Source organism: Parafrankia sp. FMc2 (assembly GCF_041008525.1).
Taxonomy (GTDB): Bacteria; Actinomycetota; Actinomycetes; order Frankiales; family Frankiaceae; genus Parafrankia.
Genome location: NZ_JBFLUG010000084.1, coordinates 1 through 14,951, shown reverse-complemented (window position 1 = coordinate 14,951; position 14,951 = coordinate 1). Strand labels below are relative to the sequence as shown.

The window sequence follows — 14,951 nt, the reverse complement described above, 5'->3', positions numbered from 1 at the left end:
CATGGCCGGGCTCGCCGGCGTCCGCGTCGTCGACTTCGGGCACCAGATCGCCGGCCCGGTGGCCGCACTGCTGCTCGCCGAGGCCGGGGCGGACGTCGTGCACGTCGACGCCCCGGAGGCCGCGCGGGCCCCGGGGCCCATCGACCCCTACGTCAACCGCAGCAAGCGGCGGATCACCCTGGACCTGCGGCACGCCGCGGACCGGGCGACAGCGCACGACCTCGTCGCCCGGGCGGACGTCCTGATCGAGAACTTCCGGCCCGGGGTGATGGACCGGCTCGGCCTCGGGCCGGGTGCCGTCCGCGCCACGAACGAGCGCCTCGTCTACCTGTCGCTGCCCGGCTTCGCCGGCGACGACCCGAAGGCCCCGCTCGCCGCGTGGGAGGGCGTGATCCAGACCGCGGTCGCCGGCTACCGGCCGCTGAACGAGCACTGGGACCCGTCCGGCCGCAGGAAGGCGACCGTGGCCGACCCGACGGCGCCGCTGTTCACGCCGATCACGACCGCGTCCAACTTCGGCGCGCTGATGGGCGCGGTGTCGGTGGTCATGGCCCTGATCGCGCGGGAGCGCACCGGCCGCGGGCAGCAGATCCAGATCCCGCTGGCGGAGGTGTTCACCGAGGCCTACAGCACGATGCTGGGCATGCGGGTGTACGAGAACCCGCTGATGGGTGACAGCCACCTGCTGCGCGACCTCACCTACCGGTGTGCCGACGGTGGTCTCATCGATCTCTCGCCCTACGCCAAGTTCGTCATCCCGCTGCTCACCGCCGCCGGTGTCGCCGAGGAGTGGGAGCGCCAGGGCCTGATCGACATCGCCGGCCGCGGCTTCTCGACGGAGCACCGCGACCGGGCGATGGAGATGTTCGCCGAGCTGGTGCGCAGCCGCCCCGCTGCCTGGTGGGACGAGGTGGCGGCCGCCGCGGAGATGCCGGTGTCGATGGTCCGCACCCCGGCGCAGTGGGTCGCGACCGACCACGCACGCGAGTCCGGGGCCGTCCTGACCCTGGACGACCCGGTCGCCGGCCCGCTGGTGATGCCCGGGCGCAGCTTCGACCTGGGCCTGGAGCCGCCGCCCCCACGGCCGCGCCACCTGCCTGACCAGGACCGCGAGGATCTGCTTGCCGAGCTGCGCACCGAACTGCGGGGCCTCAGCCCGGCCACCGGATCACACGGATCGCACGGATCGCACGGGTCAGGCGGATCCGGAGCCGCGCGTCCGGGTGGCCGGCGGTCGGTGGACCTGCCCCTGGAGGGGTACACGGCCCTCGACATCAGCCAGGCGGTCGCCGGCCCGACCGCCGCGCGGGTGCTGGCCGACTTCGGCGCTGACGTCGTCAAGGTCGGCAACCCGGTGCCCGCCGTCACCGACGGCATCGTCGGTCAGCTGCACCGGGGCAAGCGCACCCTCCTGATGGACGCCCGCAGCGCGGCCGGCGGCGGCCTGCTGGGTGACCTCATCCGCGACACCGACGCGCTGGTCACCAACTTCACGCTGAAGTCGCAGGCCCGGTACGGCATCGACTACGAGCGGGTCAGCGGGATCAACCCGGGCCTGGTCCACTGCTCCATCACCGCCTACGGGCGGCGCGGGCCGTGGGCGCACCGGCGCGGCTACGAGAACCAGTGCAACGCGGCGACCGGCATGAGCTGGCGCTACGGCGCGCGCTTCGGCTGGACCCTCTACCAGCCGACCCCGATCAACGACGCCGACACCGGCATCCTCGGCGCCTACGCGGTGGCCGTCGCGCTCTACGCCCGGCTGCGCGGTGGTGCGGGCGGCCAGGCGGTCGGTGCATCTCTGGTGCAGGGCTCCACCTTCCACCAGGCGGTGCACCTGATCGCCGAGGCCCAGGACCCGGACGGCGCCGGCGTCGGCCCGGACGCCCTGCGCAACGAGTACGGCGCCAACGCCCTCTACCGCTTCTACGCCGGCAGCGACACCTGGTTCTTCGTCGCCGCCACGCCGCCCGACCTGCCCGCGTTGGCCGGTCTGGTCGGCCTGGCGGGCCTCGATCGCCCGCAGGATCCCGACGGCTGGCGCGACCCGGGTGGTGCGCTCGCCGCCGAGCTGGCCGCGCGGTTCGCGGCCCAGCCGGCCGCGCACTGGGTCGAGGTGCTGACCGGGGCGGGCATCGGCGCGCACGTCGTCGTCGCGATCGACGACGCGGTCGAGTACCTGCACGGCCGCGGCGTCGTCTACTTCGAGCGCGGCCCGCACGGGGCGGACATCGCCCGCCCCGGCATCGGCCGGTGGCTGTCGGAGACCCCGCCGGTCGTGGGCGCCAACCCCGGGGCGGTGGGCTCGCAGGCCATCGAGATCCTGACCGGGCTCGGCCTCACCGAGCCCGAGATGAAACAACTCGCCGAGGACAAGGTCCTCTGCCTGCCCGACGGGCTTCCCCAGCTGAACCGGCTGACCTGAGCTCCGCTGGCCGGGTGCCGGGTTCGGCCTCACCCCGCGCACCCGGCCAGCGGTACCCCCGGCAGGACGGGTCAGGTGCGGCGGCCCACCGCACCGCAGTCGTGCAGCTCGTCGATGAGGTCGGCACTGAGCCCGGCCTCGGCGAGGACGGCGCGGGTGTGCTCGCCGACCGGCGGCGGCGGGTAGGTGGCGGCGGGTGGGCGCTCCTCGGCCGCCGCACCGTCGCGCAGCCGGATCGGGGAGCGCGGGACAGTGAGGTCACCGACCGTCTGCAGCAGCCCGCGGGCCGCCACGTGCGGGTCGTCGGGCAGGTCCTGCCCACGGTTCACCCGGACCACGCTGGCGCCGAGGGGGCCGAGCTCGGCCACCCAGTCCTCGGCCCGCCGGGCCCGCAGCGCGGCCGCGACCCGTTCGGTGGCAGCGTCGGCGTCGTCCCAGCGGTGCAGCGAGCCGGCCAGGTCGTCCAGCCCGAGCGCCCCGCACAGCGCCGCCCAGGTGCGCGGCTCGGCGGCGGTCACAGCGACCCAGGTCCCGTCCGCGCACTCGTAGACGCGGCGGTCGGGGCCGAGCGGGACCCCCCGCGGCCCGCGGTCGATGATCCCGTCGGCGGACGACAGCAGCCACGTCGCCGACTCGGAGAGACTGATGTCGAGCTGGGTGCCGGTGCCCGTCCGGTCCCGCTCGCGCAGCGCGGCGAGGATGCCGACACTGGCCATCAGCGCGCCGACCGGGATCGGCAGGATCAGCTGCGGATGCCACGGCTGATCCGGATTCAGCGCGGTCAGCAGGCCGGAGTGCGCGGCGAAGGACAGGTCGTGCCCGGACCACTGGGCGTACGGCCCGTCCTGGCCGAAGCCGGTGATCGAGCACCAGATGAGCCGCGGCGTCCGGGCGGCGGCGTGGCTGTAGCCGAACCCGCGCTCGTCCATCGCACCGGGGCGCTCGTTCTCGACCAGGATGTCGGCGTGCCCGGCCAGGGTCCGCAGGACGTCCAGGCCGCGGGGGTGCCGCAGGTCGAGCGCGAGCGAGCGCTTGCCGCGGTTCAGCCCGACGGGCCCGTCGAACAACCGGCCCTTCGGCGACTCGACCCTGATCACGTCGGCGCCCAGGTCGGCGAGCAGGACGGTGCAGAAGCCGCCCGGCGGCAGCCGGGTCAGGTCCAGCACCGTGACTCCGGTCAGCGGCAGCTTCGGATCCGGTGTCGGCTCGGGCATCGATCTCTCCTTCGACGGTCGACGGTCGATGGTGCGGCGGCGCCGTCCCGCTGCGCGAGTCCCAGGTGAGTCCCAGCCGGGTCTCAGCGGATTCGGGGCAGGACCTCGTGCTCGAAGAGCCGCAGGCTCGACCACGCCAGGTCGATCGGCATCCCGCCGCAGAGCGGGTGGAAGTTGACGAACGGGGTCCGCGACGCCGTCAGGTCCGCCACGAGCTGGTCCGGGGTGAGCACACGGTACTGGCCGGTCTCACGCAGCGCGTCGAGGTCGGGCACGGTGCGGTAGGGGTTCGCCAGGCCGTCCCGTGCCTGCCAGGCACCGTACGCGTTCGTCTGGTACAGGAAGTAGGGGCCCATCTGCGCCCAGCCCTTGTCCGCGTCCTCGGCGAGGGCCACCGTCCTGGTGGCCCCGATCGGGCTCGGGCCGGGGTCGGGACGGCCGAGCCGCAGCACCTCGTCCCGGTAGAACTCCCAGACCGCCGGGTCCGTGGGCAGGAAGCCGTCGGCGATCTGGGCGGCCCGGCGGGCGGCCGGCTCGCTGCTCCCGCCGAGGCAGATCCACGGCCCGCCGGGCTGGTGCGGCCCGGGGGTGAGGTGGACGCGCCGGCCGCGGTACTCGAAGGGCAGGCCGGTGAACGCCGCCTTCAGTGTGGTGACCACCTCGGTGACCCGGCGCGGCCGCTCCCGCATCGGCACGCCGAACAGCTCGAACTCCTCGTGCACGTAACCACCGGCGATGATGACGTCGACCCGGCCGCGGCTCAGGTTGTCGAGAACGATGAGGTCCTCGGCGAGCCGCAGCGGGTCGTGGAACGGCGCGATGAGCGCCGCGATGCTGAAGCGGATCGTGCTGGTGCGTGCCGCCATGGCGGCGAGCATCGGGATCGGGCTCGGCAGGTAGCCGTCGTCGCAGCCGTGGTGCTCCGACAGCGTGATGGTGGAGCCGCCGAGCCGGTCGGCCCACTCGGCGATGTCCAGCGCCGCGGCGTAGCGGTCGGCTGTCGTGGTCCCCGCGAAAGCCGGGTTGCGGAAATCGAAGCGCAGCGCGAAGCGCATGGCCAGTCCACCTTCCTGCGGCACCGGCCGGCGCGACGCCTGGCCCGGCGCCTGGCCCGGCGACGGCGCGGCGACGGGCTGCGAGCGCCTGCGATCGGCCACGACGGGCGGCGACGCCGTGAACGGCGGCCGCGACGCATGCGGTCGGTGCGCCGGCCGGTGTTCGTGTGGGATCCGGTGGGTACCGGTAGGCCCCATCCCGCCCGGTACCCACCGAGCGTGTGTCCCGGGCGGGACGGGCGCGCCCGGGTGGGGTCGGTGTCAGTCGGCGAGGAAGTTCACGAGGTTGTCGCGCATGATCTTGCGGATCGTGGTGTCGTCCAGGTGCTTGATCAGCGACACGTACTGCATCGGGTCGGGGATGCCCTCGGAGTGCGGGAAGTCCGACCCGAAGACGAGGACGTCGGCGCCGACGGTCTCGATCGCCTTGGAGACGTTCTCCTCCGGGAACGGCGCGATCACGCACCGCTCCTTGAAGATCGACGACGGGCGGCCGGGAAGCGTGCCCCACTTCGGCTTGCGGCCCAGCAGCATTGCGTGGTCGAGCTTGCGCAGCAGGTACGGCAGCCAGACGGTGCCGAACTCGGCGATCAGGACCTTGATCTTGGGGAAGCGGCCGAAGAGGTTGTGGTAGAATATCGCCGTCACGGTGTCCATGATCGGGCGGTCGCCCCAGTAGGACACCCACTGGAAGCCGTTGAAGTGCTGGTAGCGGGCGTTCGGGTCCTCGCTCCACTCGGCGCCGTGCCGTGCGTAGGTGCCGCCGAGGTGGACGGCGACCCGGATGTTCGCGTCGTTCACGAGCTGCCAGAACGGGTCGAAGTAGGGGTCGAACGGCGAGCGGCCGTTGTAGGCCGGCCCGGGCAGCAGGTCGACGAGCTTGGCACCGCGCTCGAGGCCCCGCTTCAGCTCGGCCACCGCGTAGTCGACGTCGTACAGCTGGACGGGGACCGGAACGAGGATTCGGTTCTCGTGGGCGAAGCCCCAGTCCTCCCACAGCCAGTCGTTGAACGCCCGGTTCACCGCGTAGCCGGCCTCGACGTCGCCGCGACGGAACGCGCTCTCCCAGCCGGTGCCGACGGCGTGCAGCACCGCGACCTCGACGTTCTGCATGTCCATCAGCGCCAGCCGCGGGTCCTTCTTCTCGAAGGCCGGGCGCATCGCGTTGTACCGCTCGACAAGCTGGGCGCGGCTCAGCTGGTCGAGGTCCTTCATCGGGTTCAGCTTGTTGAGCATCGCGCCGGGAATCGGGATACTTCCCTGCATCGCGGGGAGCTCGGAGATGTCGACGCCGCCGTGGCCGCCCTCGGGCTGCGAGTGGACACCGAGCGTGCGCCGCTCGTGGTCGGCCTCGTCGTCTTCCTCGTGCTCTTCCTCGGTGAGCATCCTCGGTTCTCCGGGCAGCCAGGCCCGCTCGGTCATCTCAGCCGAGAGGTATCGCGTGACCGCGTCCGCCGGCGGGTACAGATGATGATCCGCATCGAAAATGCCGTAGGACAGGCTCTGCTCAAGATCGGCGACATAGATTCCGCGCGTCCCAAGCTGAGGGGTCTCAGTCAACTCGCCCTCCAGAGAGTTCATCATGGCCTCAGATTTGAACCGAGTCTAACTCTGGTACAGCTTCGGGCGCTACCCCATCCGCGGTTCGCGGCCCCCTACTCGCCGGTCCGCGAACCGCGTACACTCCGCCCTCACAGCCATCCGTCCCCCGTGGTATTCCGGCGTGGCCGAGGAGTGAGATCGTGGGTTGCGAAGATTTCTTATCCGGTTGGCTGACGGCCGCCCGGCACGGGCATGTGGGCGCTTCAGGCCGCGGCCTTGCCCGATAACGTGACGGCGGTCACCTGGCCACAGCGCGTGGACGAGCTGGCCGCGATTCACCCGGCTGCCATCGCGCTTTCCACCACCGCCCGCGGCGGCGAGACACTGCGCTGGGAGGGCCTGGCCGAAGCGAGCCGGCGCACCGCTGCCGGCCTTCTCGGGCTGGGAGTTCGGCCGGGCGATGTGGTGTGTGTCGAACTTTCCAGCCGCGCGGCACATGTGGTGTGCGCGCACGCTGCCTGGCGAGCCGGCGCGACGGTGCTCCCACTCCGCCCGGATCTGCCGGCGCGGGAACGCGAGCGGATCCTCGCGGCGGCCCGGCCTGCCGTGGTCATCGTCGACCGGCCACCCGCCGCCGCTGGTGAGGTCACCGTCGACGACCTGGTCCCGGCCGCCGCGGGCGCCGAGAGCCCGGGCGGGGGAGCTGGCGGAACCGGCAGTGAGCCGCCGCCGCTGGTGGCCCGCCCGGCGTGGCTGATCGCATCCGGTGGCTCGACCGGCGAGCCGAAGCTGATCGCCTCCTCGCAGGCGGCCATCCTGCAGTCCGGCGGGGGCCGGGCACCGGCCGCGGGGGACTGCTGCTCGGAACAGGCGACCACCGGCACCCGGTGAACCTGATCTGCTCGCCGCTGTACCACACGCAGGGCTTCGCGCTGCTCCACCACACTCTGCTCGCCGACTACCGGAACGTCGTGATGGAGCGGTTCGACCCGGAGCAGCTGCTCGACCTCGTCGAGACCGAGCGGGTCGCCTTCCTGGCACTGGTGCCGACGATGCTGATCCGCCTGCTGCGCACGCCCAGCCTGCGCGAGCGGGATCTCTCCAGCCTGGAAAGGGTTGTCCAGGGCGCGGGCGCCTGTCCGCACTGGGTGATCCGCGCGTGGATCGACCTGGTCGGCCCGGAGCGGTTCGTGATGGGCTACGGCTCGTCCGAGGGGGTCTGCAGCACGCAGATCCGCGGCGACGAGTGGCTCGCGCACCCGGGCAGCGTCGGCCGCCCGCTCGGCACCGAGGTCCTCGTGGTGGGCGACGACGGCGCGGAGCTGCCGCGCGGCGAGGTGGGGGAGCTCTTCTTCCGCCCGGCGGGGGGCGGGCACACCGTCCGCTACGTCGGGCGGGCCGAGCCGCGGACCCGCCCCGGCGGCTACCTCTCGATCGGCGATCTTGGCTCACTGGACGCCGAGGGCTACCTCTACATCGCGGACCGGCGCACCGACATGATCGTGAGCGGCGGAGCCAACGTCTACGTGTCCGAGGTCGAGGCGGTGCTGCTGATGCATCCGGCCGTCGCGGACGCCGCCGTGGTCGGGCTGCGTGACGCCGACTGGGGCCGGCGCGTGCACGGCATTGTGCAGCTCGCGCCGGGTCTGTCGCGGGAGGAGTTCCTGGAGTCCGTCCGCGACTACTGCAAGGAGCACATCGCGGCCTACAAGGTGCCGCGGACCTTCGAGATCGTCGACGATCTCGGTCGTTCCGAGTCGGGAAAGCTCAACCGGCGGTCGCTGGCCGAGGCCCGGGAGCCTGGGCCGCAGACCGAAGACGCACAGACCGAAGACGCACAGACCGAGGGTGCGCAGGCAGCAGGGTCAGCTCGGGAGGGTCACATCGGGGTGCAACCCCGCCGTGACGATGGCCGCCCGGCGGTGCAGCGCCTGGTTGAGCCGCCCGAGCCGGCCGTGTGACCACTCCATGATGGAGTCGACCACCAGCGCCTCCAGGATCTGTGACATCTCCCCGGGCTCGATGTCCTCGGTCACCTCGCCCTTTTCCTGGGCCTTCGCGAACACCTTCTCGAAGGCCTCGGCGAAGGCCGGCCCCTGATAGGAGACGGGGGCCCGGTGCGGGCGCCGGAACTCGGCGAGCGCACGGCTGACCGCGGCCGGTGGCGTGCTCTTGATGTTGCGCGCCAACGCGTTCAGCATCATGCGCAGGGAGTCGTCAAGACTGCGGTCGGAGCGTACACACCGATCCGCGGTGTCGTTGAGGAGAGTGGCCGTCTCGACACCCATCTCGAGCAGGATGTCTTCTTTGTGAGCAAAGTGGAAGTAGAACGTACCCTTTGTCACTCCGGCGGCCTGGCAGATTTCCTCGACGCGTGTTTCCTCGATACCGGTCTCGAAACCGCGCTCGGTCCACAAATGCAACGCGGAACGGACCAGGCGGCGCCGGGTCTCCCGGGAACGCTCCTGCAGGAGACCCGCGCGCCGCCGCGGCTCAGGCGAAATGCTCACCTTCCGGAGTATACCGATGGCACAGGGGTCATCGACAGTGGGCGTGATGCATCCGATGTCCCCGAGACTTCCGCCACATCCGATCGCATCACCCCTCCGTCCGCCACCCGGTGAACGCGGGTGAACATCGCGCCTTCCGTCTCAGCTATTGTCCAGCCACTGCCGGGCGCTGCGCTGTACCTCGTTGAACGGCTTGCCCCGGTCGAAGCTCGGCTCCCGGGGCAGGCCCAGCACACGTTCGCTGATGGCGTTGCGCTGCATCTCGTTGGTGCCGCCGGCGATCGACCAGACCCGGCTGTTCAGATAGTCCAGCGTGGCCCGGCGGCCGTCATCCTCCCGCCAGACAAGTGGGATCCCGCGCCCGATTTCCAGCGCAAGGCGCGCTCGTTCCGGGTTGTACACACCGGCGGAGAGCTTCCAGTAGGAGGCGATTCCACTCGCCGGCTTGTCGCTGGACCGCAACAGGCCGGTGATCCGCCGGCCGAGCTGCCCGCGGGCCCAGTCGGCGGTGTGGATCCGCGCCAGTGCCTGGCGTGCCACCGGGTCCTGCGCGCGGCCGGCGGACCGCGCGAGCTCGACCAGGAACGGGTCGAGCTCGGCCGGGCCGACCTCGGGCAGGTTCACCGGGTCGTCCCGGCCGGCGCCGCGCTCGACGAGCAGCATGGTCTGCGCGACGGTCCAGCCCTGGTCGACCTCGCCGATCACGTCGTTGTCGGGGACGAAGACGTCGTCGAGGAACTCCTGGCAGAACTCCGCGCCCCCGGTGATCTCCCGGATCGGCTGGATCGTCACGCCGGGAGCCCGCAGCGGTACCGCGAACCAGGTCAGGCCGCGGTGCTTGGGCGCGTCCCAGTTGCTCCGGGCCAGGCACATGCCGAAGTCGCCCTCGGTGGCGCCGCTGGTCCAGATCTTCGAGCCGGTGATCAGCCACCCGCCGTCGGTGCGCACGGCCCGGGTGGTGATGCCCGCCATGTCCGAGCCCGCGTTCGGCTCGGAGAACAGCTGGACGAACAGCTCGTCGGCGGCGAGGATCCGCGGGATGTGCCGGGCGAGGAACTCCGGCGAGCCGTGCCGGATGAGGGTCTGCCCGACCGGCCCGTAGGTCGTGCCCCCGGCGTGGCCCAGATCGGGCAGCCGGTAGGGGATCGCCTCCAGGGCGAAGGCGCGTGCGTGCGCGTCGCTGCGGCCCTGCCCGCCGTACTCGCTGGGCCAGTTGATCCCGGCGTAGCCAGCCTCGTAGATCTTCTTCTGCAGCGCCCGCTCGGCGCGGAAGTCCTCCTCCGTGTGCGCGTCGCTGCCGCCACGCCCGCCGGCCTGGCCGGCCTCGCGGCGCTCGAGGTTCGCGGCGAGCCAGCTGCGCGCCGCCACGCGGTACTCCTCCAGGTCCGGCGCGGCGACCATGGCCCCTCCTTCGTTCCCCATCGCGGTCAGACCCCGGCCAACTGGCAGACCCGCTCGCGGTGCCAGGTCGGCGAGCCGTACAGCGAGGCGTCGGTCGTGAGGCGGCGCAGGTAGAAGTGGAAGTCGTGCTCCCAGGTGTACGCGATCCCGCCGAAGTGCTGCCAGCAGCTGTGCGCGACCTCCACCGCGGCGTCGCCGACGAACGCCTTCGCCAGACTCGTGGCATGCGCCGCGCCGTGGCTGTCCGCCTGGACGGCCCGCGCCGCGGAGGTGACCACGGCGTGGCTCATCTCCACCGCGAGGCTGCTGTCCGCCAGCTGGTGCTTGACCGCCTGGAACGAGCCGATGGGACGTCCGAAGGCGATGCGGTCCTTGCAGTACTGCAGGGCCAGGTCGAACAGGTACTGCATGGCCCCGGCGGTCTCCGCGGCGCTGAGCACTCCGGCGATCCGCAGCTGGGCCTCGGCCGTGCCCGCGGCGGCGCCGGGCGTTCCCAGGACGGCGGACCCGTCCACCTCGACGTCGTCGAAGTGGATCTCGCACAGCCGCCGGCTGAGGTCGAACCCGGACAGGACCTCGACGCGCACTCCGGGCGTCGCCGCCGGCAGCAGGAACTGGGTGGGGCCCTCCGGCGCGGCGACCGTCACCAGCAGCCACTGCGCGGTCTGCGCCTCGACGACGAGACCCTTGCTGCCGGTCAGGCGGTACCCCCCGTCCACCGCCCGACACTCGAGGCCGGTCGCGCCCGACCAGTCCCCGGCCGGGTCCGCGACGGCCCAGGCGACTGACGCCTCGCCCTCGATGAGACTCGGCAGGATCTTCGTGACCTGCTCCTCCGAACCGTCCCGGGACAGGGCCGCCACGGCGACGTTCGTGTCGATGAAGGCACCCGGCTGCAGGTACCGGCCGCGCAGCTCGGCCAGGACGGCCGCGTCGAGGAGCCCGTCACCGGACACCGAGCCCCCGCCCAGCGACTCGGGCGCGAGGAAGGCGAACCAGCCCAGCTCGGCGGCCTCGCGCCGGTACGAGGCGTCGACCTCGCCACCGGCGTCGATCAGCTCACGTAATGCCGGCAGCGGCAGGCGCGACTCGATGAACCGTTCCGTCGTCTCCTTGAGGAGGCGTTGGTCCGGACTGAGATCGGGATCCATTTCTGTTCCCTTCGGGGCTGTGCCGGCGCAGCCGTGCGCTGCTGCGCATCCCTCGGCTTCGCGGCCCGCGTGATGGTGTCACTGTCGCTGCCGCCGGAATGCGCGGGTTTTCTGGCAAACCGGGCATTCCGATGTGCCGCGCCGTCACATGTTGACCGAATAGCCGCCGTTCACCGGATAGGTCTGGCCGGTGATCCACGACGCCGCCGGGCTGGCGAGGAAGGTGATGAGGCCGGCCACGTCGTCGGGTTGCCCGAGTCGGGGAACGATGTAACGCTTCAGCTGCCGCCGCACGCGCTCGGCCAGTTCCGGCGACTCGCGCGCCATGTCCTCGAGGCCGATGGTGTCGACGGTGCCCAGCGCGACGTTGTTGACGGTGATCCCGTCCCGGCCCACCTCGCGGGCGATCGCCCGGGTGAAGCCCGCCGCTCCCGCCTTCGCCGCCGCATACGGTGCCATGTGCGGCTCACCCACGCGGCCGGCGTCCGACACGATCGTGATGATGCGCCCGTTGCCGGCGGCGATCATGTGGGGGAGTGCCGCGCGGGTGCAGTTCATGACGCCGTAGAGGTTCACGGCGAAGTACCGCTCCCAGTCGGCCGGCTCGGTGTTCGTGAACTCTCCGAGGCTGACCGAGGGGCCGCGCCCGCCCGGCGGCGCGGCCTCCACCGCCGGGGGACCGGCGTTGCCCGCGTTGTTGACCAGGATGTCGACCTTCTCCGTGCCGATCGCCCTGGTCGCCGCCGCGTAGTCGGAGACGTCGAAGGGGCTGGCCAGCGCGGCCCCGCCCAGCTCCTCGATCTCCTTCGCGACGAGGGTGGCCCGGTCGGGCACGTAGTCGTTGACGATGACCCGGGCCCCGGCCGCGGCGAGGCTCAGGCAGATCGCCCGCCCCACGCCCTGGCCGCCCCCGGTGACCACGGCCGATTTGCCGCCCAGATCGATGGTGAAAGTCACGTGTGGTGGCTCCCTTCCGCGGTGAGCGTGGAAACCGGCCTGGATGCCATGGTCCGTCACGACCTCGCTCGCACACCATAGTTAGACTAAGTCTAACTATGCAAGAGTCCGGAACGGCCGGATCTCCATCTCCTCGTCGGCCTGTACCCCCGCGGCCACCGACCATCACCATCCCGCCACGCGCCGTCCGGCCGCAGCCCGTCCCGCCGGCTCGAGCGTCACGGCCACCCCCGCTCCAGGGTTGTGTGACCTGCCTCTACCTGTTAAAAAGAGGGCCCCGCTAAATTTGACTCAGTTTAAACTCTGGCCGCGGTGGGCGGAATGGGACAAACCACCCCCAGTGGCCGGCCACCGGACCCGGCCAGTCCGGAACACACACGCGCCCGCACGGGAAACACGCCCACACGGGAAACACAGCCACGCGGAAAACCCCCGTGCCGCCCTGCCCCGGGCCGGGCCACCCGCGAGACACATCCACCGCGCGACCCGACCACTCCACCGGGCCGGCCTGCCGGTCTGCCGGTCTGTGCACAGTAACCACACCCGGGAAGGGAAATCACGTGATAATCCGCAGGACTCTCGCGGCCATGGCCGCGGCCGGACTCTTATCCGCCGCCCTCGTCGCCTGTGGCGGCGACGACGGCGACTCCGACAGCACGACCAGCGCCGCCGGGCTTACCGGCGCACCGATCACCGTGCAGGTGTTCACCTCCCTGAACAGCGTCACCCCGCACACCGAGTCCTACGAGGGCGCCCAGGCCGCCGCCGCGGCCGTCAACGCCTCCGGCGGCATCAACGGCCGCCCGCTCGAGGTCGAGGTCTGCGACGCCGGCGAGACCGACACCCCCGCCAAGGCCATCGCGTGTGCCCGTGACCTCGTCGCCGACCGCGACGTCATCGCCGAGGTCGGCGACTTCCAGGCCTTCCAGGAGCAGACGAACACCATCCTGAACGAGGCCGGCGTCCCCAACATCGGCCCGCCGCCGCAGAGCCAGTCCGCGCTGAACTCGCCGAACTCGTTCCCGCTGTCCGGCTCCGAAGGTGCCGCCATCGCGACCGTGCTCGCCGACGCGGGTGCCACCGACATCCAGGTGGCCTACACGAACGTCGCGCAGGCGGCTGCCGCCGTGCAGTTCAACACGGCCGCCCTGCAGAAGGGCCGCGGGCTGACCATCAAGGGCGGCATCCCGATCGACGTCACCGCCACCGACCTCACCCCCGCCGTCACCCGCGGCGCGGACGGTGACGCCGTCGCCCTCGCGATGATGCCCACCCACTTCGCCGCCTGGCTCACCACCACCCAGGCCGGCGACTACGACCAGAAACTCGCCGCGAGCAGCTCCGTCCTGCGTCCCGAGACCCTCGAGGCCCTCGGTGACAAGGCCAACGGCGTGCTCGTCGCCTCCGGCCTGCCTCTCGTCTCCAGCGATCAGGAAGGCATCGTCCGCTACCGCGACGAGATGGCCAGGTACCAGCCCGGCAAGAAGATCGACCAGGTCAGCCTGCAGGGCTGGCTCGGCACCTGGGCCTTCGCGCAGGTCGCCCGCACCATCGACGGCGACATCACCCGCGAGAGCGTCCTCAGGGCCTTCAGCAACCTCACCGACTTCAACGTCTTCGGCCTGCTCCCCGAGGGCTTCAGCACCACCAAGCCCTTCACCGACCTCCCCCGCATGCCCCGCCTCTTCAACAGCCAGATCATCGAGGGCATCGTCCGGGACGGCAAGGTCGAGCAGACCAGCGACGGCTACATCCCCATCTTCACCAGGCCATGACCCACCGGGCCATGACCACCACACACGACGACGGGACCGCGGCCGGCCGGCCGCCGACCGTCGAGCGAGGAGGTGCGGCATGACGACCACCACCGAGGTCGCACCCGTGCTGGAGGCGAGGAGCCTCTCGGCCGGGTACCGGCGGGTCCCGTGCGTCCGTGAGGTGAGCCTGGACGTGTGCCCGGGCGAGATCGTCGTCGTGCTCGGCCCGAACGGGGCCGGCAAGACCACGACGCTGCTCACGCTGTCCGGGGCGCTGCCCAGCCTCGGCGGGGAGGTCCACCTGCGGGGCGAGCCGACGGACGCGGCGCTGCACCACCGGGTGCGCGGCGGCCTGGGGATCATCCCCGAGGAGCGGTCGGTCATCTCCCGGCTCTCGGTCCGTGACAACCTCCGGATCGGCCCGGGCCCCGTCGAGCGTGCGCTCGACCTGTTCCCGGAGCTGCGGCCGCTGCTGCGGCGCCGGGCCGGCCTGCTCTCCGGCGGCGAGCAGCAGATGCTCTCGACCGCGCGGGCCCTGGCCGCCGAGCCGTCGGTCCTCCTCGCCGACGAGCTCTCGCTCGGCCTGGCGCCGAAGATCGTGACCCGGCTCATGCAGGCACTGCGCAGCGCGGCCGACCGCGGCGCGGGGGTGCTTCTCGTCGAGCAGCATGCCCGGCAGGCACTCGCCATCGCCGACCGCGCCTACATCCTGCGGCGGGGGAGCGTGGTCTGGTCCGGCTCCGCGGACGAGGCCCGGGCGAACCTCCAGGAGATCGAGGGCGCCTACCTCGGCCACGAGGCCGCCGCCTGACGGGACAGCGGTGGCGAGCACCGGAGAAACGAGGCGGGTGCGTGCCCCTCCGCGGGGCGTGCACCCGCCTTCCGCTGTTCGGGGGGCCGCCTCGTATGAAAGTACCCGAGCCCACGAGCCCAGAGAGG

12 protein-coding genes are annotated in these 14,951 nt (G+C 71.9%); 5 read left to right on the top strand and 7 right to left on the bottom strand.

The window, feature by feature from the left end:
- Position 1: 1 nt before the first annotated feature.
- The gene (locus tag AB1460_RS24215) at positions 2 to 2,425 is read left to right on the top strand and encodes a CoA transferase (RefSeq protein WP_368964337.1); all 2,424 of its coding nucleotides are present in this window, start codon (positions 2 to 4) and stop codon (positions 2,423 to 2,425) included.
- A 71-nt stretch (positions 2,426 to 2,496) separates the two neighbouring features.
- Here AB1460_RS24215 and AB1460_RS24210 read toward each other — a convergent pair whose 3' ends face one another.
- From AB1460_RS24210 to AB1460_RS24200, 3 genes are all read right to left on the bottom strand, one after another.
- A complete protein-coding gene (locus tag AB1460_RS24210; RefSeq protein ID WP_368964335.1) occupies positions 2,497 to 3,639 on the bottom strand; it encodes a CaiB/BaiF CoA transferase family protein in 1,143 nt (380 codons plus the stop codon).
- A gap of 83 nt (positions 3,640 to 3,722) precedes the next feature.
- The gene (locus AB1460_RS24205) at positions 3,723 to 4,694 is read right to left on the bottom strand and encodes an LLM class flavin-dependent oxidoreductase (protein ID WP_368964333.1); all 972 of its coding nucleotides are present in this window, start codon (positions 4,692 to 4,694) and stop codon (positions 3,723 to 3,725) included.
- A gap of 261 nt (positions 4,695 to 4,955) precedes the next feature.
- Positions 4,956 to 6,254: an amidohydrolase family protein gene (locus AB1460_RS24200; protein ID WP_368964332.1), complete on the bottom strand. Its 1,299-nt coding sequence runs from the start codon at positions 6,252 to 6,254 to the stop codon at positions 4,956 to 4,958.
- A 258-nt stretch (positions 6,255 to 6,512) separates the two neighbouring features.
- Between AB1460_RS24200 and AB1460_RS24195 the strand changes: the two genes are divergently transcribed.
- Positions 6,513 to 7,127 (top strand): AMP-binding protein, encoded by a 615-nt coding sequence (locus AB1460_RS24195; RefSeq protein WP_368964331.1) that lies wholly within the window; start codon positions 6,513 to 6,515, stop codon positions 7,125 to 7,127.
- On the top strand, positions 7,124 to 8,197 hold the full coding sequence (locus AB1460_RS24190) for an AMP-binding protein (protein WP_368964330.1): 1,074 nt from the start codon (positions 7,124 to 7,126) through the stop codon (positions 8,195 to 8,197). The genes AB1460_RS24195 and AB1460_RS24190 overlap by 4 nt, the downstream gene beginning before the upstream one ends.
- Here the strand turns inward: AB1460_RS24190 and AB1460_RS24185 are convergent.
- The 4 genes from AB1460_RS24185 to AB1460_RS24170 all read right to left on the bottom strand — a co-directional run bounded on the left by AB1460_RS24185 (position 8,102) and on the right by AB1460_RS24170 (position 12,255).
- Positions 8,102 to 8,746 carry a TetR family transcriptional regulator gene (locus tag AB1460_RS24185; RefSeq protein WP_368964329.1) on the bottom strand — a complete coding sequence of 215 codons (645 nt, stop codon included), beginning with the start codon at positions 8,744 to 8,746 and terminating at the stop codon, positions 8,102 to 8,104. The genes AB1460_RS24190 and AB1460_RS24185 overlap by 96 nt on opposite strands.
- A gap of 141 nt (positions 8,747 to 8,887) precedes the next feature.
- Entirely contained in the window at positions 8,888 to 10,147 is a 1,260-nt protein-coding gene (locus tag AB1460_RS24180; RefSeq protein WP_368964328.1) for an acyl-CoA dehydrogenase family protein, read from the bottom strand.
- Positions 10,148 to 10,173: 26 nt separating this feature from the next.
- Positions 10,174 to 11,298 (bottom strand): acyl-CoA dehydrogenase family protein, encoded by a 1,125-nt coding sequence (locus AB1460_RS24175; RefSeq protein ID WP_368964327.1) that lies wholly within the window; start codon positions 11,296 to 11,298, stop codon positions 10,174 to 10,176.
- Between the two features lie 144 nt (positions 11,299 to 11,442).
- A complete protein-coding gene (locus tag AB1460_RS24170) occupies positions 11,443 to 12,255 on the bottom strand; it encodes an SDR family NAD(P)-dependent oxidoreductase (protein WP_368964325.1) in 813 nt (270 codons plus the stop codon).
- Positions 12,256 to 12,815: 560 nt separating this feature from the next.
- Between AB1460_RS24170 and AB1460_RS24165 the strand changes: the two genes are divergently transcribed.
- Both AB1460_RS24165 and AB1460_RS24160 read left to right on the top strand, forming a co-directional pair.
- Positions 12,816 to 14,030: an ABC transporter substrate-binding protein gene (locus AB1460_RS24165; protein ID WP_368964324.1), complete on the top strand. Its 1,215-nt coding sequence runs from the start codon at positions 12,816 to 12,818 to the stop codon at positions 14,028 to 14,030.
- Positions 14,031 to 14,109: 79 nt separating this feature from the next.
- Positions 14,110 to 14,823: an ABC transporter ATP-binding protein gene (locus tag AB1460_RS24160; RefSeq protein ID WP_368964323.1), complete on the top strand. Its 714-nt coding sequence runs from the start codon at positions 14,110 to 14,112 to the stop codon at positions 14,821 to 14,823.
- Positions 14,824 to 14,951: the final 128 nt, after the last annotated feature.

Excerpts from the sequence above, each read along its gene's own strand:
- AB1460_RS24215 (WP_368964337.1), top strand. The coding sequence starts at position 2 with ATGGCCGGGCTCGCCGGCGTCCGCGTCGTCGACTTCGGGCACCAGATC.
- AB1460_RS24210 (WP_368964335.1), bottom strand. The coding sequence starts at position 3,639 with ATGCCCGAGCCGACACCGGATCCGAAGCTGCCGCTGACCGGAGTCACG.
- AB1460_RS24205 (WP_368964333.1), bottom strand. The coding sequence starts at position 4,694 with ATGCGCTTCGCGCTGCGCTTCGATTTCCGCAACCCGGCTTTCGCGGGG.
- AB1460_RS24180 (WP_368964328.1), bottom strand. The coding sequence starts at position 10,147 with ATGGTCGCCGCGCCGGACCTGGAGGAGTACCGCGTGGCGGCGCGCAGC.
- AB1460_RS24175 (WP_368964327.1), bottom strand. The coding sequence starts at position 11,298 with ATGGATCCCGATCTCAGTCCGGACCAACGCCTCCTCAAGGAGACGACG.
- AB1460_RS24160 (WP_368964323.1), top strand. The coding sequence starts at position 14,110 with ATGACGACCACCACCGAGGTCGCACCCGTGCTGGAGGCGAGGAGCCTC.